An 18363-nucleotide genomic window follows, 5' to 3' on the forward strand; every position below is an offset into this window, starting at 1 on the left:
GGGGAGGGAGTTCTGGCGGGATCTGGCAGGGGCTGGCTGGAACGGTTGATCTGCCGTTGCACATGACAGAACGGAGAACCCGAGGAAGGCTCGGGTGGTGCGCGGATGAGGGAGAAAAAGTTTGAGGGCGGTGGCGTTTGTCAGGCCGCCTTCGCGAGCAAGCCCGCTCCCACAAGGGACTTGTGTACACCGCAGATCCCCTGTGGGAGCGAGCCTGCTCGCGAAGCTTTTACTGCACCAGTTGGTTGATCTCGATGATCGGCAGCAACACCGCCATCACGATCACCAGCACCACCCCACCCATGACCACGATCATCAGCGGTTCCAGCAGCGCGGTCATGCCCATGGCCCGGCGTTCGATGTCCCGGGACAAGGTTTGCGCCGCGCGGTCGAGCATCGGTGGCAGCGAGCCGGTTTTTTCGCCGCTGGCGATCAGGTGGATCAGCACCGGCGGGAAGACTTTTTCCACCCGCAGCGCGGCGGCGAGGTTGACCCCTTCGCGAACCTTGGCCGTGGCGTCGCTGACGCTCAGGCTCAAGCGGTCGTTGGACAGGGTTTGCCGTGCGGCCTCCAGCGCACGCAACAACGGCACCCCGGCACCGCCCAGAATCGCCAGGGTCGAGGCGAAACGCGCAGTGTTCAGGCCCAGCACGAAGCGGCCGAATAACGGCAAGCGCAGGATGCGGCTGTGCCAGCTCAACCGCGCCGCCGGGTTGCGCAAGTACAGGCGCCAGCCCCAGAAGCTGCCGGCCATTAGGCTGAAACACAACCAGCCCCAGCCGCGAATAAAGTCGCTGGCGTTGAGCATCGCCAGGGTCAGCCCCGGCAGGTCCTGACGCGCCTGGGAAAACGCGCTGACCACCTGGGGCACCACGTAGCTGAGCAGGAAGATCACGATGGCAATCGACACCAACCCGACCACACCCGGATAAATAAACGCGGTGAGAATCTTGCCGCGCAGGTTGTTGCGTTCTTCGATGTAGTCGGCGAGGCGCTCCATGACCTGAGCCAGGTCGCCGGACTCCTCCCCCGCGGCGATCAGCGCCCGGTAGATTTCCGGAAAGTCCCGCGGCCCTGCGGCCAGGGCTTCCGCCAGGCGCATGCCGCTGCGCACGTCGGCGCGCACCGCGCTCAGGGTCTGGGCGATGTGTTTTTTTTCGGCTTGCTCGACCGTGGCGCTCAAGGCTGCTTCGAGCGGCAGACTCGCGCCGAGCAGGCTCGCCAGTTGCCGGGTGGCCCAGGCCAGGTCGTTGTCCGACAGCTTGGCGCTGAACAGTCCGCCAGGGCCGCCCGAGGGCGTGTTGTTTTCGATCTGCACCAACAGCGCGGTCAAGCCACGGCTGCGCAAGACGCCGAACGCGGCGCTTTGGCTGTCGGCTTCCAGGTGCCCGGCCTCGATTTTGCCGGTGGCGTCGGCGGCTTCAAACCGGTAGCGATTCATCAGGCGTCCCGTGTTACACGCAGGATTTCTTCACGCGCGGTGGCACCGCTGCGCACCCAGCGTTCGCCGTCCTCGCGCAGGCTGAACATGCCCGCTTGGCGGGCGGCGGCCTTGAGGGCCTGCTCGCCAGCGCCTTGGTGGATCAGCGTGCGAATGTCATCGTCGATACAGAACAATTCATGAATCCCGGTACGGCCGCTGTAGCCGGTGTGGTTGCACGCCGCACAACCGACCGGGCGCCAAGTGCCGGGAGCCGCCGGGTCTTCCTGCTTGCAGTGATTGCACAGGCGTCGCACCAACCGTTGCGCCAACACGCCGAGCATCGACGAGGCCAGCAGGAACGGTTCGACGCCCATGTCGATCAGTCGGTTGACCGCCGACACCGCGTCGTTGGTGTGCAGGGTCGCCAGCACCAGGTGCCCGGTGAGCGAGGCCTGCACAGCGATTTGCGCGGTTTCGAGGTCGCGGATCTCGCCGATCATGATGATGTCCGGGTCCTGGCGCAGGATCGCGCGCAGCGCCAGGGCAAAGGTCATGTCGATCTTGGCGTTGACCTGAATCTGGCTGATGCCCGGCAAGTCGTATTCCACCGGGTCTTCGACGGTGAGGATGTTGCTGGTGCTGGCATCGAGTCGCGCCAGTGCCGCATAGAGGCTGGTGGTCTTGCCGCTGCCGGTGGGGCCGGTGACCAGCACGATGCCGTGGGGCTGGCGAATCAGGGTGTCGAGTTTGGCCAGCACCTGCGCATCCATGCCGAGGGTTTCCAGTTGCAGGCGCCCGGCCTGTTTGTCGAGCAGGCGCATCACCACCCGCTCGCCGTGGCCGGTGGGCACCGTTGAAACACGGATGTCGATCGGCCGCCCGGCCACGCGCAAGGCAATACGCCCGTCCTGGGGCAGGCGTTTTTCGGCAATGTCGAGTTGCGCCATGATCTTGATCCGCGACACCAGCGCGCCGTGCAAGGCCTTGCGCGGCGAGACCACGTCGCGCAGGGTGCCGTCGACCCGGTAGCGCACCACCGAATGGCTTTCGTAGGGTTCGATGTGAATGTCGCTGGCCTCGTCCCGCGCCGCCTGGGTGAGCAAGGCATTGATCATGCGGATCACCGGGGCGCCGTCCTGGGTGTCCAGCAGGTCGGTGATTTCCGGGATGTCCTGCATCAGGCGGTCGAGATCGACTTCGTTCTCCGCCGCCCCGACCACCGCCGCCGCGCTGCCGGTGTCGGCGTAGGCACTGGCGAGCAAGCCATCGAGTTCTTCATCGCGCACCCGCTCCAGGCGTGCCGGGCCGAATTGGCGACGGACTTCGCTGATCGACCAGCCGGGGGTTGAGGGGCACACCGTCAGCACCGCGCCCTCCTCGCCATGGCGCAACAGGATGCGTTGGGCCTTGGCCCAGGCGTAGGGCAAGGCGCTCATGACGACACGCTCATCTGCAAAACACCGAAGATCCCCTGTGGGAGCGAGCTTGCTCGCGATGGCGGGGTGTCAGTCACCACCATACTGAATGGGCTGCCGCCTTCGCGAGCAGGCTCGCTCCCACAGGGGAAGGGTGTGCGGATCATTACGTCGTACTCCCGGAGGCCGGCACCGCGCGAATCGTCGCCCTCGGCGGCGCATTCACCACCGGCACGCCCTGCGCCGCCGCGGGCAATTGCGGCGCCTGCATGTCCGGCATGGCCCAGCTGCGTTCCGGTTGCAGCCCGCCCTGGGCGCGGCGCATGAAGTCGTAGCGGTTGAGGGTGATCGCCCGCCCGCCGGCGCTGTCGCGGATGATGTACGGGCGCAGGAATACCATCAGGTTGGTCTTGGTGATCGCCCGGCGTTCGTTGCGAAACAACGCGCCAATCCCCGGAATGCTCGACAGCCACGGCACCGCCTCATTGCTCTGGCTGTAGCCGTCTTGCAGCAAGCCGCCAAGGACCATGATCTGCCCGTCATCGAGCAGGATGCTGGTGTCGATCGCGCGTTTGTTGGTGACGATGCCCGCCGAGGTCGAACTGGCCGAAGCACGCTCATCAATGCTGCTGACTTCCTGGTAGATATCGAGCTTGACCGTGCCACCCTCGGAGATCTGCGGCCGTACATTAAGCTTCAAGCCGACCTCTTCGCGAGTCACGGTCTGGAACGGGTTGTTGCTGGTGCCGCCGCCCCCGGTCACGTAGCTGCCGCTGACAAACGGGATGGTCTGGCCCACGAAAATACTCGCCGCTTCGTTGTCCAGGGTCAACAGGTTCGGCGTCGACAGCACGTTGGTGCCGCCCTTGCTCTTGAGCGCGTGGGCCAGCACCTTCAGGTCCATGACCTTGCCGATGCCGGGGTTGCGCACGGCGCTGGTCGAGCATGTCGATGACTTCCCGCAGGTTGCGGTACAGCGGGTCCGGTGCGGAAATCAGCAAGGTGTTAGTGGTGGCGTCGGCCTGGATCGTCACGCCACCCGCGCTGAAAGCCACGCTCTGCTCATTCTGCTGGCCGCCGGTTTGACCGCCCGACGTGCTGGCGCCCTGCCCGTAACCGTTGCCACTGCCGGTGTTGCTGCCGGAGGTCGACGTCTGGCTGGTGCTGCTCTGGCTGCCACTCTGGCCGTTCTGCCCGCCACCGGCGTTACCGCCGCCCATTGCACTCAACACCGAACGCCCGCTGTCGCCGCTGCCGCTTTCACTTTCCCCGGTGAGCAAGCCGCGCAACGCCTGGGCCAGTTTGGCCGCTTGGGCGTTACGCAGGTACACCACGTGCAAATTGCTCGGGTTGCTTTGCGCGTTGTCGAGTTTGTAGATCAGGTTGCGCGCCAGCTCGGTGCGCTCCGGGCTGCCGGCGCGAATGATGATCGAGTTGGAGCGCGGGTCGCCGATCACCGAGATTTTCTGGGTCGGGTCGTTGCCCGGTTGTTCCAGCAACTCCGAAACCATGCCGGCGATGTCCACCGCGATGCCATTCTGAATCTGCACCACATCGGTGTCGATGGCACTCGGGGTGTCAATGCCCGCGATGAGTTGCGCCACCCGCGTCAGGTTCTCGGCGTAGTCGGTGATGACGATGGTGTTGTTGCCGGGGTAGGCGTTGATCGGGTTGTTCGGCGAGACGATCGGGCGCAGCACCGGGATCAGGTTCACCGCATTTTCGTATTGCAGGCGAAAGGTGCGCGTGAGCATGCCGTTGCCGGCCGGTTTGTCGGCGCTGTAGATCGGCCCGCCGAGCAGCTTGGCGTCGGCCTCCGGCACCACCTGCGCGACACCGCCGACATCGACCACGCTGAAGCCCTGCATGCGCAACGCCGCCAGCAACATGTCATAGGCCTGATGCGCCGGCACCTGACCTTCGGAAACCAGGGTCAGCGTGCCCTTGACCCGTGGATCGACCAGAAACTGCTGACCGGTGGAACGCGACAGCGCCCGCACCACCGCCTGAATGTCGGCCTCGACGAAATTCAGCGTCACCGGTTGATCGCCCAGTGGATTGCTCGGCAATGTGCTGCTGCGACTGGCAGCGCCACCGCGCGCCAGGTTAATGATTTTATGCTGCGGCCGCGGCGGCGTCGGGGTTTGCGCCCGCTGCCGATCCACCAGCGCATCGCCGCTGCGCTGGGTGTTGGCCAGCGGCCGTCCGAGTTCACTGTCGACCAGCAACGGTGGCTGATTCTGTGGCGTGGTGGTGCTGCACGCGCTCAATGCCATCAGCAGCATCGGCAACGCCAGACGTGCCGGTTTGGATCCTGACCACTTCATGAAGCTTCCTTAGCGCCCTGCGCCTGATCCATGCGAACGGTGCCTGACAAAGTGCCGGCAGTGACTTCGGTCGAGGGGTTGTCTGCGCGTTGCAAACGGGCCTCGACCACCTCCAGTGAAAACTGCCGGGGATTGCCCAACAGCCAGCCGATCACCGCATCGGCTGGGGCATCCTCGAACGTCAGACGCCACGCGGCACCCTCAGGCTGCAACTTGTAGCGCCCAGCCAGTCCACTGGCATCGAGGGTTTGCTGCAATGATTGCTCGAGGTTTTGCCCAGCGGGCGGGGTTGCGACCTCGCGCAGCAACACGTCCAGCGCTTCGGTTTGCGCGCGTAATTTCGGGGTTTCGGCTTGCCAGTAATCGATTTTTTTCAGCGGTGGCTGGATCAACAGCAACCAGATCAACAGCCCGCCGAGGACCAGTGCAGTGCCCGCGACCATGCGTTTTTCCCGCAGGGCCAGGCCTTGCCAGATCACCCGTGCGCGACCATTGAAGTGCTGCCAACGGGCCCGCAACCGCATCAAGGATTGCTTATTCATCGTCGGCTCCGGCGTGGGTGTCCGCCTCGCTGGCGGTTGATTCGGCCGCCGGGCGCAGTGCCCAACCCGCCTCGGTGGCGCTGACGTCGATGCCAGCCTGGGTCAGCGCGGTTTGCCAGGCCTTGTCGGCGGTGTTTCGCCGCGCGTCTTCCAGCAGGCTCAATTGCAGTTCGCCTTTTTCAAACACCAGGCTTTGCACACTGCCGGCCATGAACGGCATGCCGCTGCCCGCTTGCAAGACCAGACTGGAAAAACGCTGGGTGGCGTCGGTCGCGGCGCTGGCCTGGCGCGCGGTCAGTTGCTGTCGCGCCTGCTGCAACGGGTTGAGAATCACCGGCAACTCAGGAAAGGCCTGTTTCACCCGCTGATTCATCTGCGCCTTGAGTTGCTGCCCTTGCGCAGCTTCGCGGGCGGCGTACAGGTTCAGGCCGAGGGACCAGACCGCCAGCGCTACCGCGCAAAAAACCGCCGCGCGGCCCCAACCCGGTTGACTGGCACGGCGTTGCTGAACACCCCCGTGCAAGCCCCAGCCGGGTAACGGACCGGTCCAGCGTTGCGCCTCGGGCAGAGGTTTGAGTCTCCCCTGCGGCGGCGCTTCGCCAATCCACTGCAAACCGCTGCCGGCTTCCAGCAACAGATCACTCAATGCTTCCTCGAAATGCGGATGCACCCGCGCGTGCTCCAGATCATGGCGCACCAGCAGATGATCTTCGTACAGGCCCGCGGCATTCACCGGCAAGCCATAAGCGGCCGGGTACAACCCGCGCAGGGTCAATCGGGCCAGACGCAACAACTGACCGAACTCGCTCAGCCATTGCCGGGACAGCCAGGCAATATGCACCCGACCCTGCGCATCCCGTGGGCTGTGGGCAATGTGCATCTGCTCGCTGGCGCCGAGAATCAGCGACTGCGCCGCGCACTGCACCGCCGCGACGGTTTTTGCCGCAGGCAGCAGCGGCAAGTCCATACTCGCCAGCAGGCTGTCCTGGGGGTGCAGGAAAAAAACAATCGCCGGGGTTTTGCCGCCCTGTCCCAATTGCAGCAACGTGCTCTGCCCTTCGCGAGTCACCTGACCCTGACGGTCCAGCCAAGTGACGCTCACGGGGCTTTCGAGGGTCAGTTGCGCCAGGGGCGGTAAGGCCACGCGCACCAGGCTCATACGCCCACCCGCGACCAGATCACCTCGGGCAAACGGTTCTCGGTACGGCGCAGCAACGCGTCGAGGCTGACCCGGTGTTGTTCGCTGCGGGCTTGTCCGCGCAGGCGGAACCAGTCACTGGTGATGCCGACCTTGATCGTCGTCAACTCCAGCTCGGGCATGCGCAGACGATTCACAAAGTCGCCGCGGTTGATAAACCACTGACCACCATCACGCTCGGCAACCAACGCCTGGGCGCGCTCGATCGACAAGCCCGGCACATACGCCGCCAACACCTGGGCGCTGGCGGTGTTGCCGTTGAGCCAAGTGTTGGCCGGGAGGATGGTAATAAACGGGCTGATTTTCGCCATCAGCGCGTCGCTGACGCCTTCGATGCCACGCAAATCGTCGACACTGCGCAGCATCGGACGCGTGGCCGGCTCGGGTTTGCGCACGGCATTGGGCGAGGTGCTACGACCGCTGTCGAGGCCGCTGTTGACCGGGGCCTTGTCCGCCAGCCCCGGATTGAGCAACCGAGGATAGGCCGCGATCACCCGTTGGCTGATGCGCTGACTCACGGCAGCATTCACCCCGATCAATTGGCACAAGCGCTGAAAGTTGCGCAACTGCTCGTCATCGATCCGCTCGTTGGCCACCAGATTGCGCAGGTTGAACTTGCCTTGCTCATCCTCCAGGCGCCCGTCGAAGGTGCGCACCACAACACCTGACGGGCTCATCACAATCGGCTGCGCCCACGGCTGATCCAGTCGGGTCAACGGGTCACGCTGATGCGCATCCCGCAGCAACTGGCGGCTGATTTCGATCCCGCCGTGCAGCACCCAAGTGCCCTGCACCCGCAACTGTTCGGCTTCAAGGCTGCGGGTGAACACGGTCTGGCGGGTCAGCATGCCCCCGGCAATCACCGCCACCACCGCCGCGATCAGCAACGCACTGATGATCGCCATGCCGCGTTGCTTCGAATAGGTTTTCATGCCGGGCCTTAGAGCTGCCAGGAGCCGATATCGGCATTGACGCCGTCGCCGTCAGGCTGGCCATCGGCGCCGAGGGAGAAGATGTCGACTTCACCATTCGCCCCCGGGTTCAAGTAGTTGTAAGGCCGGCCCCACGGGTCATTCGGCAAGCGCTCCAGGTACGAGCGCCAGTTGCTGTTCTTCGCATCGGCGGGACGTTCCACCAGCACTTTCAAGCCCTGGGTCATGCTCGGGTATGTGCCGTGATCGAGGCGATAAAGCTTCAGGGCCTGCATCAAGCCGCCAATGTCCTGCTTGGCGGCCGTGGCCCGGGCCTGGTCCGGGCGGTCCAGTACCTTGGGCACCACCATGGCGGCCAGAATCCCGAGGATCACCACCACGACCATGATTTCGATCAGGGTGAAACCGCCCTGCCCATGATGCCGACGAGGGTTGTGTTTGAATGCTGTGCAGTGTGCGATATCCATCTCGTCATTCCCTGGCTTGATTCGATTCGACGCGCAGTGTTGCAAGAAGATATGTCAGTGACGTTGAAAATCCTCGGGAGCTTTGGTCGTCAAGCGGTCAAGCCCGGAGCGTTAACCTGCGGCTCATTCAAACCGTTCGAGCCCCCGATGCGACGCCCTTCCCGACAAGCCGGTTTTACCCTGATCGAAGTGCTGGTGGCGCTGGCAATTATCGCCGTGGCGATGTCCGCCGCCGTGCGCGTGGCCGGGTTGATGACCCAGAGCAACGGGCTGTTGCGCGACCGCTCGATTGCGTTGCTGGCAGCGCAAAGTCGCCTGGCAGAACTGCGGCTTGAAGGTCGATTGCCATCGGGTTTTCGAGCGGTCGAATGTGATCAGGGGCGGTTGTTGCTGCGCTGCGAGCAAGCCATTGGCAGCGCACAGAATGGCCGGTTGTTGCAGGTTGGCTTGCAGGTGTTTGATCGCAGCCGCGAGGCGCCACCGTTGGCGCGGCTCGATACCTTATTGAGCCGGCCAGCGGCGAAATGATCTAGCGTTTCAACAAGTCCGGCAAAAACGGCGAATCCGGCAATTTGCTGAGCTCGAGGCGGCTTTTATCCGTCCCCCGCTCGATCACCACCGCATCACCTTCGATGGCCACGACTTTCACCCCATGACTCACGCTTTCCCCCACCAGAAAACTCCGGGGTGAACCGCCATTGAGGCTAAGAATCGCCACCGCCCCACGAGCGCCGGCCATGACCCCGCTGACCTTGATGTCGACCGCCGCCTGATTGGAAAACCATTGCAGTGCCGGGTTATCGCTGCGGATCGCGCTCAGGGGCGGCGCCATGTCCGGGGTGCGTGACTGGGCAGACGTCAGCATCAGCGACGACCACGTGACGATGCCGGCCAGCGCCGCCAGCACGGCAAACGTTTGAACCAGTTGTGGCGCGGAAAACCGCTCGGTGAATGACATGGGCTGAATCTCCTTTTAGTCCCTGCCCCGAGCGTACAGCGCAATGTTCACGTTTTTATTTCACACACTCATCATCTTCACCGTGCACGATGAAAATCGACGCAAAGGAGCGCGCAGCGGATGAACGGTTTCAGACAACACGGCTTTACCCTGATCGAGTTGATGGTGGTGCTGGTGATCATCGGCATCGCCAGTGCGGCCATCAGCCTGAGCATCAAACCGGACCCGCTGCACCTGCTGCGTAAAGACGCCGCACAAGTGGCGCAGTTGCTGCAAGTGGCCCAGGCCGAAGCCCGGGCCGATGGGCGTCCGATCACCTGGCGGGCCGACGCCAAGGGTTTTCATTTCAGCCGCCGCAATGACAGCGGCAAGGGCTTCGAGCACTTCAACAACGACTCACAATTGCGGCCTCGGCCCTGGCAGACGCCGGGCATGGCGGTGAGTGTCGAGCCTCGGCAAAAAATCGTCTTGAACGCCGAATGGATCAACCCACCGCTGCGGCTGACGCTCTCCGACGGCTTACACAGCATCGCCGTGCAACGCAGTGCGGCCGGTCAGGTGAGCGTGCAATGAAAGCGCAACAAGGTTTTACCCTGATAGAGGTGATGGTCGCGATCATGCTGATGGCAATCGTCAGCCTGATTGCCTGGCGCGGACTGGACAGCGTGACCCGCGCCGACGCGCATTTACAGGCCAGCACCGAACAGACCGAAGCCTTGCTGCGGGCGCTGAACCAGATGGAACGGGACGTCGCGTTGCGCGCGAGCACCGAGTTGGCGGAACCGCTGAAACCCGGTGAAGAGAATGAGGCGCCCAACGCCCCACCCGCGTTGAGCGTGCGCAGTACCGAAGGCAAGGGCTTTCGCCTGGAGGTGATCCGCGCGGCGGCCGATGGCAACGGTGAAGTGCAACGGGTGCGCTGGTGGCTCAAGGGTGATGTGCTGTACCGGGCGATTGCACCGGCTCGCAGCCGCTACCCGCTGCCCGCCCCCACGGACGGCGTCGCGGTGTTGAATGACGTCAGCGACGCTACGTTGCGGGTCTGGGAGGCAGACAAGGGCTGGCGCACGTTAAGCGGCAACCGCAAGGAAAACCCTTTGGGCATCGAGGTCAGCCTGACCCGCAAGACACCGCAAGGGGTAGAAAAGTATCGCCAGGTCATGGGCCCGCTGGACTGACGCCCCCCTGATTGCCACTGCTACAGGCTTTCGCAATACGGCGGAGCTACGATTCAAACCACTCCCGCCGCTCGGCGAAGGTGTTGCGGATCAGTTGCGCAATCATCTGCACCTCGGCCACGTCCTCGGTCTCGTCATTCACCGCCAGCCACACCTGATGCTGCATCGGTTCGCTGAACAGTCCCGGCAAGGCCACGAGGCTGCGGTCGTAACGGGTCATGTAAGCGGGCAGCAGGCCGATGCAGGCGCTGCACCGGATCATGTCCAGCATCAGCGCATAGGACTGCAACTTCACCACCCCGGCCAGGCGTTGTTCCACCAGGTTGTTCCAGGGCCGAAAGCCGTCAACCTGCCGATCGTGCTGCCATTGCACCAACATGAAATCGGCCAGGTCGTCGACGCTGTCCGGCCGCGCCGTCACCCGGGAATAGCGTTTGGCGATGTGCGGCAGGTAGCTCAGTTGCGCGAGGCGTTGTGGCTCACCGGTGGTGAACGTGGGGCCAGGCAACGGCGAATCCCCGGCCGTCAGCCACAACACCACATCGGCACTGACCGATTGCAAGGCGAGTTCGCTGTCCAGGGAGATGATTTCCAGGCGAATGCTCGCGTTGCGCCGCAGTAAAGAAATCAGATCCCGGCCAAGAATGTCATGCAGCAGCGATTCCGCCACGGCCAGGCGGATGGAGGGCTGTTCCACCACCGGCAACCTGCGTTCGTGGGCCAGGACGGTCAATTGCGCGTGCAGTTGCTGGCCTTCGCGACTGAGGGTAAGGGCGCTGCCCTGGAAGCTGAACAGCGAACGCTGCAACCGCGCCTCCAGCTGCGCCAATTGCTTGCGCAACACGGTCGCCCGGATATTGAGACTGCGCGCCGCCTGCATGAAACAGCCACACCGGGCGCTGACCATGAAGTACTGCGCCACGTCGTCCTCGATCCCGGCGGCCAGCGCCAGCCAGTCATTGGGCGTGTGCGACGGCGCGCGGTAATCGATGGTGCCCTGGCGTCCTGCGGGTTCTATGAATGACATCGATGACTCCCTGTCGATCTTTGTTTGGTTTGGAGCATGTGTGGCGATTCGTCCGGCGCCTTCGCGGGCAAGCTTCGCTCCTACAAAAAACACGCCGTCCTGTAGGAGCGAGGCCCGCGAAAGCGCCCTCCACAGCGCCGTAAATCTAAAGTTTTTCCTCCAGGACTTTGTTCAACACCGCACCGTCGATGCTCAACGTCGCGGTGTTGAGCATGCCTTCCAGATAGGCCTTGGCAATTTGCTCCTGACGCTGGGCACGCAGCGCCAATGTCAGGCGCTCGCGCAGTTCGTCCAGGGTGGCGACGCGGGACGGTTGTTGTTCGGTGAGTTTGATGAGATGGAAACCCGCCGCGCTTTGCACCGGTTCGGAAACGGCGCCGACTTTCAGCCGCGACACCGCGCCGCGCACCTCGGGCACCAGTTGCTGCAAGGGTTGCAGCCCGGTATCGCTGACATCGCCCGGTCCCGCCAACGCGGCAAAATCGCCCGGTGCGGCCTGGGCTTTTTTGCTCAGTTCCAGTGCCTGCTTGCGTACGGTTTCAAGGCTTTGTGGGTCATTCACCGGAAGGAAAATCTGGCTGACCCGGTACATCGGCGGTGTCACCCACCCGGACTTGCCAGCCTCGTAAGCCTGCTGCAATTCAGCCGCGCTGGGGTAATCGGCCGGCACTTGGCTGACCGACTGCAAGTAGTCGCGAAAGACAATCTGCTCGGTGGCCGCGCGGGTTTGCTGCTCCACCTCCGGGCGTTGCCGCCAGCCCTGGGCGTCGGCCTGTTCCAGCACAGCCTTTTGCGCCAGACGCGAGCGAATCCAGCTTTCCAGCGCCCCGCGATTGCCGCGCAGTTGCTCGCGCACCTCAGGCGCAACGGTGGCGAGCAAGGCTTTCAACTCGTCCGGTGTGACCAACTGATTACCCAGTCGCGCCACCGCTGGCCCGTTCACATTCACTGCCGAGGGTGTCGGCTGCTGGGCCGCCACCGGGTCGTTACCCGGTCGCAGCCCCAACGCAACGGCCACCACCAGCAAAGTCAGCGCACCGACGCTGACCACTGCCGTTCGTTTTTTCACAGGGCCGGCACCTCGTGTGGCACAGGCTCGACGGTTTGCGCCTGAGCTTGCAATTGCGCGGCGTTCTGGCTGTATTCACGCAGGTACACGATGAACTCCTGCAGCAAACGGTCCCACAATTCCAGGTTGCCTTTCAGGTGATCGGCGCTGACACCGGCAGCCACCACCACGTCCATTTCCATCACCAGAAACTCGCCCTGCACCGACAACCGGGCAAAGCGCCGCGAGGCGTTCCACAGTTCGGCGAGGCCAGCCGGCAATTCGCCTTGTACGCGCAAGGCGCAGCTAAAGGTGAAGTCGACGTAACTGCCCTGCTCCACCGCCGGGTTGCCGAAACGCACGGCGTAGCCGATGCCCTGGCTGGCGCTGAGCAATTGCACGATGCCGTTCTGTTCGGTCTGATTGACCCGATACCCGGCGGCTTGCAGTACGTCGGTCAGGGATTGCGGCGATACGTGGCTGATCAATTGAGTCATGGAGTTCATCCTTGGATTTAGTGAGCGACCGCCGCCTGGGGCGCGTCGTATTGCGTCTTGTAGAGTTCGTCGCCGAAGCCCTGGGCCAGTTCTTCGAACTTGACCCGAGCGCCACCGGCAAACGGTTGGCGGATCTTCATCACGTCGGCGACGTCGATTTTTTCGTAGGCCGCGAGAATCTCCTTGGCCACGCCATACATCTGCTGATTCTTGACTGAACATTGCTGCACTTGTGTGTCACGTTCAGCCAATTGCGCCTGAAGCTTTGACCGTTCTGCCTCTTTGGCACGGGCCATGACCAACAACTCTTCATAAGCCTTCTTGAACTTGCCGATCTGCTCGCTGCTGGCCGCCACTTGCGCCTGGGCCTGGTTTTGCAGGCTGCTTTGCTGGCCGGCCAGTTGTTCGGCCACGCCTTTGGCCTTGGCCAGTTCAGCGCTCAATTGCTTGATTTGCGCCTGGGCCGCCTTCGCTTCGCCCTGCGCCGCCAGTTGCGCGGCGCTGGCCTGGGCCTGCTGACTTTGCAGGGCTTGCAACTGTTGGGTGGTGCTGCGCAACTGGGTACGCAGGCGTTCTTCCATGCCTTCGGCGCTCGCGCCCTGGGCGAACAGCAGCCCCAGCGTCAGCAGCACACATAGTGATTTCATGAAGCTCTCCCTGCGCGCTAGAAGCGCGTGTTGATTTCAAGCTGCAAGACATCGATGTCGAACGGCGCGCCGTACACCGCTTCGGAACTCAACCAGCGGCCCGTGGCATAGACGTTCTTGGCCAGGCCGTAATTGCCGCCCAGGAAATAGCCCTTGGCGTTGGTCCCGCCCAAGTGGAACGACGAATCGTTGAAGCCGTCCGGCAAGGCGTCCGGCTGGATGTATTTGTAGCCTGCGAAGAAGTTCCAGTCGCCCTGCTTCTTCAACTCCAGCTCGCTGCCGAGGGTGAATTGCACCATCCACGCATTGGCGCCGCTTTCGACGTTGCCACTGCTGTCGAGGTTGTTGACGATCTGCCCGGCAGAGCGTTTTTGCATGTCGCCTTCGTCGTAACCGAGGTTGTGGATGTAGTTGCCCTGGCTGCGCAATTTGAAGTCATTCGGCAGGTCGGCGTCCCACACCAGGTTCAGGTCCAGCAGGTTGAATTCCGAAGCCAGGCCGACAAATTGCGGCTGCGGCGTGGCGGCCGGGTTGAGCGGGTTGGGCGTGATATCGCGCAGCAGGAACACGCTGTTGCCCTTCTGCATGAACGCCGAGCGACTGCCGTCCGTGTCGCAACCCGGCGCGCCGGCCCAGGGTGCGCAGGGGCTGGAGCGCTCGCCCTGGATGTCGTCGAAACGGTAATAGGCCAGCGCACCTTTGAGTCGGTTGTTGCTGTTGATCGCCCATTTGGCGCCCACCTGCGCGCCGTACAGCCACTTGTTGTCGCTGTCTTCCTTGTCCAGGCCATTGCTGGTGCTGGTGTCGTTGGTGTACTCCACCGGGAACGCGCCGACGGTGCCGAACACGCCCCAGTCGCGGCTGAGCTTGTGGTCGAAAATCGCCGCGATGCCGTCAAAGTTCAAGTCATTGGAATAGAGCATGTCGGTGGAGAAAAACGGGTTGGCGATCCGCCCGCCGGTCAGCGTCAAATCATTCGTCGCCTTCCAGCTCAGGTAGCCCTGATCGAGCCAGATGTCTTTCTTGCCAAAGCCGCCACCCAGGGTCTGGGTGGTGGACACCGGGTTGTTGTCCGAACCGGTGCCGAGGCGAATGCCGGCGGTCCAGTCCGGCGCGAGCACCGCTTTCATGCCCAGACGGGCCCGCAGGCGGAACAGGTTGGAGCGGTCTTCACGGGTGTTGAGCAACGGCGGCAAATTGGTGCTGCTGTTGGGGTTCACATCGTACGGACCATTGTTGTTGAGTTTGGCGAAGTCGACGACCTGGTTGCTGTTGGTATCGGAGTAGTAACGCGATTCGTCCCGCAGGCGAATGTCGCCGTCGAAACTGATGCGCGACACCCAATCCGGGAACGTGTTGGGCTGAGCCCAGTTCTCTTGTTTGGCGATGGCCATGACTTCGGCTTTCACTTGATCGCGGATCTGATCACGTACGGCGGCCGGCACATATTGCACCCGCACATCCCCCGGCGCGGCGACCGGACCGGCCGCCACCGCCGTCGGCGCACTCGCTGCCTGACGCGCCTGCGCCGCTTCGTTCTGGGCCTGGGCGATCAGCGCATCGGCCTTGTCCTGCTTCAAAATGCCCTGCTCGACCAGCAAGCGGATCAGATTGATCGTGGCGTTTTCCGAGGGCGCAGGGGCTGCCGCTGCGTGCCCGACCAGGGTCGCAATGACCATGCCGAGCGCCAGGGACAATCGATTCACGTTGGAAATCATCTGCACACAACTCCTTTGGCAAACTGTTTATAATTCGGTTAACCCGGACGCCGCCCTTGCAGGGACAGGCGCACAGGCAAAGTCATGGAGGCCGGTGGCCGTTCGCTCAGGTGCGGCGCGCTGCGCAAGGCCGCGAGCACCTGGGTGTCGATGTCGGGTTTGCCGCTGGACTTGACCAGCTCGACCCGGGTGATTTCGCCGACGCTGCTCAGCCAGACATCGGCCTGTAGCGAAAACGCCAGGTTGCGCAGGTCCGGGTTCTCCCGCAGCAACCGCTGGAAGGTGAAGGCCAGAAACTGGCTGTAGGTGCCGTTGCCCACGCGCCCGCCGCCGGCCCCGGCCATGCCGCCGCCCTTGCCCGCGCCGATGTTGAAGGCGTCGTTGCCGGACTGCGCATCGCCGTCCATTTGCATCGGGTTGGCCAAATCGTCGGCCGGGGATGGCGGCGCCTCTTCCGCAGGCTTGACCTCTTCCGGCTCTGGGGTTGGCTGTGGCTCGACCATTTTTTCTTCCACGGGGGTTTCCGGCTCCGGCGGTTTCTCCGGCGGAGGGGGTGGCGGTGGCGGCAACGGGATGATCGTCGGCACCTTCGGCGCTTCTCGGCGGATGCCGCTCATGTCGTTGGCCCATTGCCACAGAAACCACGCCGCGACGGCGCCGAGCAGCAGCCCCGCGCCCCACTTGAGGAAGCGCACCGGGGACTGCTTCACCGGCAACGGCTTGAAAGGTTGTTGTGCGGTCATGGTCAGCCCTGGCTCGGTTTGCCGGTAACGAGACCGACCTGGGACAACTCCAGACGCCGCAGCAAGTCCAGCACCTCGATCACTTTCTGGTACTGCACCTGGGCGTCGCCGCGCACGATCACCGGGAAATCCGGACTCTGGGCCTTCTCAATGCGCAGCCGATCTTCCAACTCAGCCAACGTCACCGGGTAGGCATCGAGGAACACCTGGCCGCCGTCGTTGACCGAAATCGCCTTGGTCTTGGCTTCGGACAACGACACCGAGGCGCTGGCCTTCGGCAAGTTGATCTGGATGCCCGAGACCTGGGCGGTGGCTGTGAGGATGAACATCACCAGCACCACCATCAGCACGTCCACCAACGGCGTGATGTTGATCGTGTCCACCGCTGCATCGTCTTCGTCGTCGTGGGAAGCATTTACGGAAGCCATGTTCTTTCGCTCCTCAGGCCGGTACGGACGTATTGGTGTGATTGCCACGGCGATGGGCCGATTCACTGAACTGGCGCTCGCCGTGCATCTCTGCCAGGCGGGTGATGAACTCGTCGACGAACACCCGCATATCAGCGCTGACTTCCTTGTTGCGGGTAATCAGGCGGTTGTAGCCAAACAGCGCCGGGATCGCGACGAACAGGCCCATGGCGGTGGCCAGCAACGCGGCGGCCATACCGGGGGCGATCGCATTGATGTTCACGTCACCGGCCATCGCCGTGCCGAGGAACACCACCATGATCCCCAGCACGGTGCCGAGCAGGCCGATGTAAGGCCCGCCGGCAATGGCGTTGGACAGGGTCGAGAGTTTCGAGCTGAGGGCCTGGTTCTCACGGGTACGCACGCCATCCATGGAGCAGCGGATCGCTTCGATGGTCGCGGCCGAAACCGACGAGGTGTCGGCGCCCTGCTCGCGGCGGGTGCGAATTTCCTTCACCGCGACCATGTACAGACGCCACAGCGACGAATGCTGCAAACGCTGGGCGAGGTCCTGATCGTCGGCAAACATTTCCAGGCGCGTGCCGACCTTGGCGAACTGCTCGCGAAAGCCTTCGTTGGCGGCGCTGACGCGGCTGACCATGCGGTTCTTGCGGATCATGATCACCCACGACTGGAACATCATCAGCACCAGCACGGCGATGATCACCCAGGCGTCCAGCGGCACCGCGTTCAGCAGAAAACCGAGGCTGCCGAAGCCGTAGCCCGACTGTTCTTCATCGACGCCGTAGGCCACCAGTTTCGATTCGGCGCCCTGGGACGTGGCGTCGGCCAGTAACAGCGCGGCCGGACGGGCAACCTTGGACAGGCGCAACTCATCCATGGCGCCGGAGAACGGCAAGTAAGCGCTGGCGGACAGGTCGGCACCGATGGCCATGACCGAGTTGAACGCCGGCATTGCCACCGCCAGGCTCGCGGTTTCGCGGCCATTGACGTACAGCGAGACCTTGCCGCCTTCGGCGCTCAGCGCCAGGTGCTGCCATTGGCCAGGGTTCAGCGGTTGCGTCGACACGGCACGCTGGCCGTCGATTTCCACAAACGGCATGCCCTGGTTCAACCCCAGCAGCAGGCTATTGGCGCCTTCACGTCGGGCCAACACCAGTTGCTCACCCGTGGCTTGATCCAGACGCAACCAGGCACTGAACGTAAACGCGCTGCCGGTGTTGTGTTGCAGCGAAGGACTGGCCGGCAGCAGCAACGGTTGGCCACTGAACTGCAAGGCCCGACCGATGACGCCGTCGATGCTCGCGCCAGTCGCACTTTGGGCGGTGTTGCCGTAAGCGGTGGTGTCTTTGGTCGGCGTGCCGTTGGCGCCGTCGAAGTGATAGAGCGCGGTGTAATTCGGATCAAACGTCAGTTGACCGTTGCCGCTGGCCGGGGCTTTCTGGTTGCCGTAATACATCCAGATGTCCTGGCGCTGACCGCCCTCCACCTTCGGCACATCGACCCAGATCAGCGCCATGCCCATCAACGGGTCGAAGCTTTCGATCTGGTGGTTGAGCACGGTTTTGTCATCGGCGGCGACGAAGCGCAGGTCCGAGCCGTCCTCCTTGACCCCGTCGAAGGTGAAGTTGCCGGTGTGCAAACGCACCAGCAGCGCCGTGCGGCCCAGGGCTTCGTTGATGGCCGCGCCTTGCGGCGTGGTGTCCACGGCAATTTGCTTGCGGTAATGCCAGTCGTCCTGCCACCAGGCCTGGGCGGTAGCCGGGAGCACGAAGCCCAGGCAGATAAAGAAAGCGATGAATAAGCGCTGCATGA

18 protein-coding genes and 1 pseudogene are annotated in these 18363 nt (G+C 63.4%); 3 read left to right on the top strand and 16 right to left on the bottom strand.

Going from position 1 to position 18363, the window contains the following annotated elements:
- Window positions 1-229: 229 nt before the first annotated feature.
- The 7 genes and pseudogenes from gspF to gspG all read right to left on the bottom strand — a co-directional run bounded on the left by gspF (window position 230) and on the right by gspG (window position 8304).
- The gene (gene gspF / locus ACN1C3_RS28330; protein ID WP_419119033.1) at window positions 230-1441 is read right to left on the bottom strand and encodes a type II secretion system inner membrane protein GspF; all 1212 of its coding nucleotides are present in this window, start codon (window positions 1439-1441) and stop codon (window positions 230-232) included.
- Window positions 1441-2859, bottom strand: coding sequence for a type II secretion system ATPase GspE (gene gspE, locus ACN1C3_RS28335; protein ID WP_419119034.1), 1419 nt, complete (start codon window positions 2857-2859; stop codon window positions 1441-1443). The genes gspF and gspE overlap by 1 nt, the downstream gene beginning before the upstream one ends.
- Window positions 2860-3004: 145 nt before the next feature.
- A pseudogene (locus ACN1C3_RS28340) lies at window positions 3005-5165 on the bottom strand (type II secretion system protein D).
- A complete protein-coding gene (gene gspM / locus ACN1C3_RS28345; RefSeq protein ID WP_419119035.1) occupies window positions 5162-5707 on the bottom strand; it encodes a type II secretion system protein GspM in 546 nt (181 codons plus the stop codon). The pseudogene ACN1C3_RS28340 and the gene gspM overlap by 4 nt, the downstream one beginning before the upstream one ends.
- Window positions 5700-6866, bottom strand: a complete 1167-nt coding sequence (gspL, locus tag ACN1C3_RS28350) for a type II secretion system protein GspL (RefSeq protein ID WP_419119036.1) — start codon at window positions 6864-6866, stop codon at window positions 5700-5702. The genes gspM and gspL overlap by 8 nt, the downstream gene beginning before the upstream one ends.
- Complete coding sequence (gene gspK, locus ACN1C3_RS28355; RefSeq protein ID WP_419119037.1) at window positions 6863-7837, bottom strand: type II secretion system minor pseudopilin GspK; 975 nt, start codon at window positions 7835-7837, stop codon at window positions 6863-6865. Before gspK ends, gspL begins: the two co-directional genes overlap by 4 nt.
- 8 nt (window positions 7838-7845) lie before the next feature.
- The gene (gspG, locus tag ACN1C3_RS28360; RefSeq protein ID WP_419119038.1) at window positions 7846-8304 is read right to left on the bottom strand and encodes a type II secretion system major pseudopilin GspG; all 459 of its coding nucleotides are present in this window, start codon (window positions 8302-8304) and stop codon (window positions 7846-7848) included.
- A 147-nt stretch (window positions 8305-8451) separates the two neighbouring features.
- On the opposite strand from gspG, the gene gspI reads away from it, so the two are divergent.
- A complete protein-coding gene (gene gspI, locus ACN1C3_RS28365) occupies window positions 8452-8832 on the top strand; it encodes a type II secretion system minor pseudopilin GspI (protein ID WP_419119039.1) in 381 nt (126 codons plus the stop codon).
- 1 nt (window position 8833) lies between these two features.
- Here the strand turns inward: gspI and ACN1C3_RS28370 are convergent, their stop codons facing one another.
- The gene (locus tag ACN1C3_RS28370) at window positions 8834-9262 is read right to left on the bottom strand and encodes a type II secretion system protein N (protein WP_419119040.1); all 429 of its coding nucleotides are present in this window, start codon (window positions 9260-9262) and stop codon (window positions 8834-8836) included.
- A 120-nt stretch (window positions 9263-9382) separates the two neighbouring features.
- Between ACN1C3_RS28370 and ACN1C3_RS28375 the strand changes: the two genes are divergently transcribed.
- Both ACN1C3_RS28375 and ACN1C3_RS28380 read left to right on the top strand, forming a co-directional pair.
- Window positions 9383-9835, top strand: a complete 453-nt coding sequence (locus ACN1C3_RS28375; RefSeq protein ID WP_419119041.1) for a GspH/FimT family pseudopilin — start codon at window positions 9383-9385, stop codon at window positions 9833-9835.
- A complete protein-coding gene (locus ACN1C3_RS28380; protein ID WP_419119042.1) occupies window positions 9832-10440 on the top strand; it encodes a prepilin-type N-terminal cleavage/methylation domain-containing protein in 609 nt (202 codons plus the stop codon). The genes ACN1C3_RS28375 and ACN1C3_RS28380 overlap by 4 nt, the downstream gene beginning before the upstream one ends.
- A 46-nt stretch (window positions 10441-10486) precedes the next feature.
- Here the strand turns inward: ACN1C3_RS28380 and ACN1C3_RS28385 are convergent, their stop codons facing one another.
- The 8 genes from ACN1C3_RS28385 to ACN1C3_RS28420 all read right to left on the bottom strand — a co-directional run bounded on the left by ACN1C3_RS28385 (window position 10487) and on the right by ACN1C3_RS28420 (window position 18361).
- Complete coding sequence (locus ACN1C3_RS28385) at window positions 10487-11467, bottom strand: LysR family transcriptional regulator (RefSeq protein ID WP_419119043.1); 981 nt, start codon at window positions 11465-11467, stop codon at window positions 10487-10489.
- A gap of 145 nt (window positions 11468-11612) precedes the next feature.
- The gene (locus ACN1C3_RS28390; protein ID WP_419119044.1) at window positions 11613-12536 is read right to left on the bottom strand and encodes a peptidylprolyl isomerase; all 924 of its coding nucleotides are present in this window, start codon (window positions 12534-12536) and stop codon (window positions 11613-11615) included.
- On the bottom strand, window positions 12533-13012 hold the full coding sequence (locus ACN1C3_RS28395; protein ID WP_419119045.1) for a YbjN domain-containing protein: 480 nt from the start codon (window positions 13010-13012) through the stop codon (window positions 12533-12535). The genes ACN1C3_RS28390 and ACN1C3_RS28395 overlap by 4 nt, the downstream gene beginning before the upstream one ends.
- Before the next feature lie 17 nt (window positions 13013-13029).
- Window positions 13030-13659, bottom strand: coding sequence for a DNA repair protein (locus tag ACN1C3_RS28400; RefSeq protein WP_419119046.1), 630 nt, complete (start codon window positions 13657-13659; stop codon window positions 13030-13032).
- Between the two features lie 17 nt (window positions 13660-13676).
- Window positions 13677-15377 (bottom strand): putative porin, encoded by a 1701-nt coding sequence (locus tag ACN1C3_RS28405; RefSeq protein ID WP_419119047.1) that lies wholly within the window; start codon window positions 15375-15377, stop codon window positions 13677-13679.
- A gap of 38 nt (window positions 15378-15415) precedes the next feature.
- Window positions 15416-16120: an energy transducer TonB gene (locus ACN1C3_RS28410; RefSeq protein ID WP_419119048.1), complete on the bottom strand. Its 705-nt coding sequence runs from the start codon at window positions 16118-16120 to the stop codon at window positions 15416-15418.
- 2 nt (window positions 16121-16122) lie between these two features.
- Window positions 16123-16548 (bottom strand): ExbD/TolR family protein, encoded by a 426-nt coding sequence (locus ACN1C3_RS28415; RefSeq protein ID WP_149658241.1) that lies wholly within the window; start codon window positions 16546-16548, stop codon window positions 16123-16125.
- A 13-nt stretch (window positions 16549-16561) separates the two neighbouring features.
- Window positions 16562-18361, bottom strand: a complete 1800-nt coding sequence (locus ACN1C3_RS28420; RefSeq protein ID WP_419119049.1) for a DUF2341 domain-containing protein — start codon at window positions 18359-18361, stop codon at window positions 16562-16564.
- Window positions 18362-18363: the final 2 nt, after the last annotated feature.

The sequence above is a fragment of the Pseudomonas sp. H11T01 genome, from assembly GCF_048515765.1.
In the GTDB taxonomy this organism is placed as follows: Bacteria; Pseudomonadota; Gammaproteobacteria; order Pseudomonadales; family Pseudomonadaceae; genus Aquipseudomonas.

Excerpts from the sequence above, each read along its gene's own strand:
- gspF (WP_419119033.1), bottom strand. The coding sequence starts at position 1,441 with ATGAATCGCTACCGGTTTGAAGCCGCCGACGCCACCGGCAAAATCGAG.
- gspE (WP_419119034.1), bottom strand. The coding sequence starts at position 2,859 with ATGAGCGCCTTGCCCTACGCCTGGGCCAAGGCCCAACGCATCCTGTTG.
- gspM (WP_419119035.1), bottom strand. The coding sequence starts at position 5,707 with ATGAATAAGCAATCCTTGATGCGGTTGCGGGCCCGTTGGCAGCACTTC.
- gspL (WP_419119036.1), bottom strand. The coding sequence starts at position 6,866 with ATGAGCCTGGTGCGCGTGGCCTTACCGCCCCTGGCGCAACTGACCCTC.
- gspK (WP_419119037.1), bottom strand. The coding sequence starts at position 7,837 with ATGAAAACCTATTCGAAGCAACGCGGCATGGCGATCATCAGTGCGTTG.
- gspG (WP_419119038.1), bottom strand. The coding sequence starts at position 8,304 with ATGGATATCGCACACTGCACAGCATTCAAACACAACCCTCGTCGGCAT.
- gspI (WP_419119039.1), top strand. The coding sequence starts at position 8,452 with ATGCGACGCCCTTCCCGACAAGCCGGTTTTACCCTGATCGAAGTGCTG.
- ACN1C3_RS28370 (WP_419119040.1), bottom strand. The coding sequence starts at position 9,262 with ATGTCATTCACCGAGCGGTTTTCCGCGCCACAACTGGTTCAAACGTTT.
- ACN1C3_RS28375 (WP_419119041.1), top strand. The coding sequence starts at position 9,383 with ATGAACGGTTTCAGACAACACGGCTTTACCCTGATCGAGTTGATGGTG.
- ACN1C3_RS28380 (WP_419119042.1), top strand. The coding sequence starts at position 9,832 with ATGAAAGCGCAACAAGGTTTTACCCTGATAGAGGTGATGGTCGCGATC.
- ACN1C3_RS28385 (WP_419119043.1), bottom strand. The coding sequence starts at position 11,467 with ATGTCATTCATAGAACCCGCAGGACGCCAGGGCACCATCGATTACCGC.
- ACN1C3_RS28395 (WP_419119045.1), bottom strand. The coding sequence starts at position 13,012 with ATGACTCAATTGATCAGCCACGTATCGCCGCAATCCCTGACCGACGTA.
- ACN1C3_RS28400 (WP_419119046.1), bottom strand. The coding sequence starts at position 13,659 with ATGAAATCACTATGTGTGCTGCTGACGCTGGGGCTGCTGTTCGCCCAG.
- ACN1C3_RS28405 (WP_419119047.1), bottom strand. The coding sequence starts at position 15,377 with ATGATTTCCAACGTGAATCGATTGTCCCTGGCGCTCGGCATGGTCATT.
- ACN1C3_RS28410 (WP_419119048.1), bottom strand. The coding sequence starts at position 16,120 with ATGACCGCACAACAACCTTTCAAGCCGTTGCCGGTGAAGCAGTCCCCG.
- ACN1C3_RS28415 (WP_149658241.1), bottom strand. The coding sequence starts at position 16,548 with ATGGCTTCCGTAAATGCTTCCCACGACGACGAAGACGATGCAGCGGTG.
- ACN1C3_RS28420 (WP_419119049.1), bottom strand. The coding sequence starts at position 18,361 with ATGCAGCGCTTATTCATCGCTTTCTTTATCTGCCTGGGCTTCGTGCTC.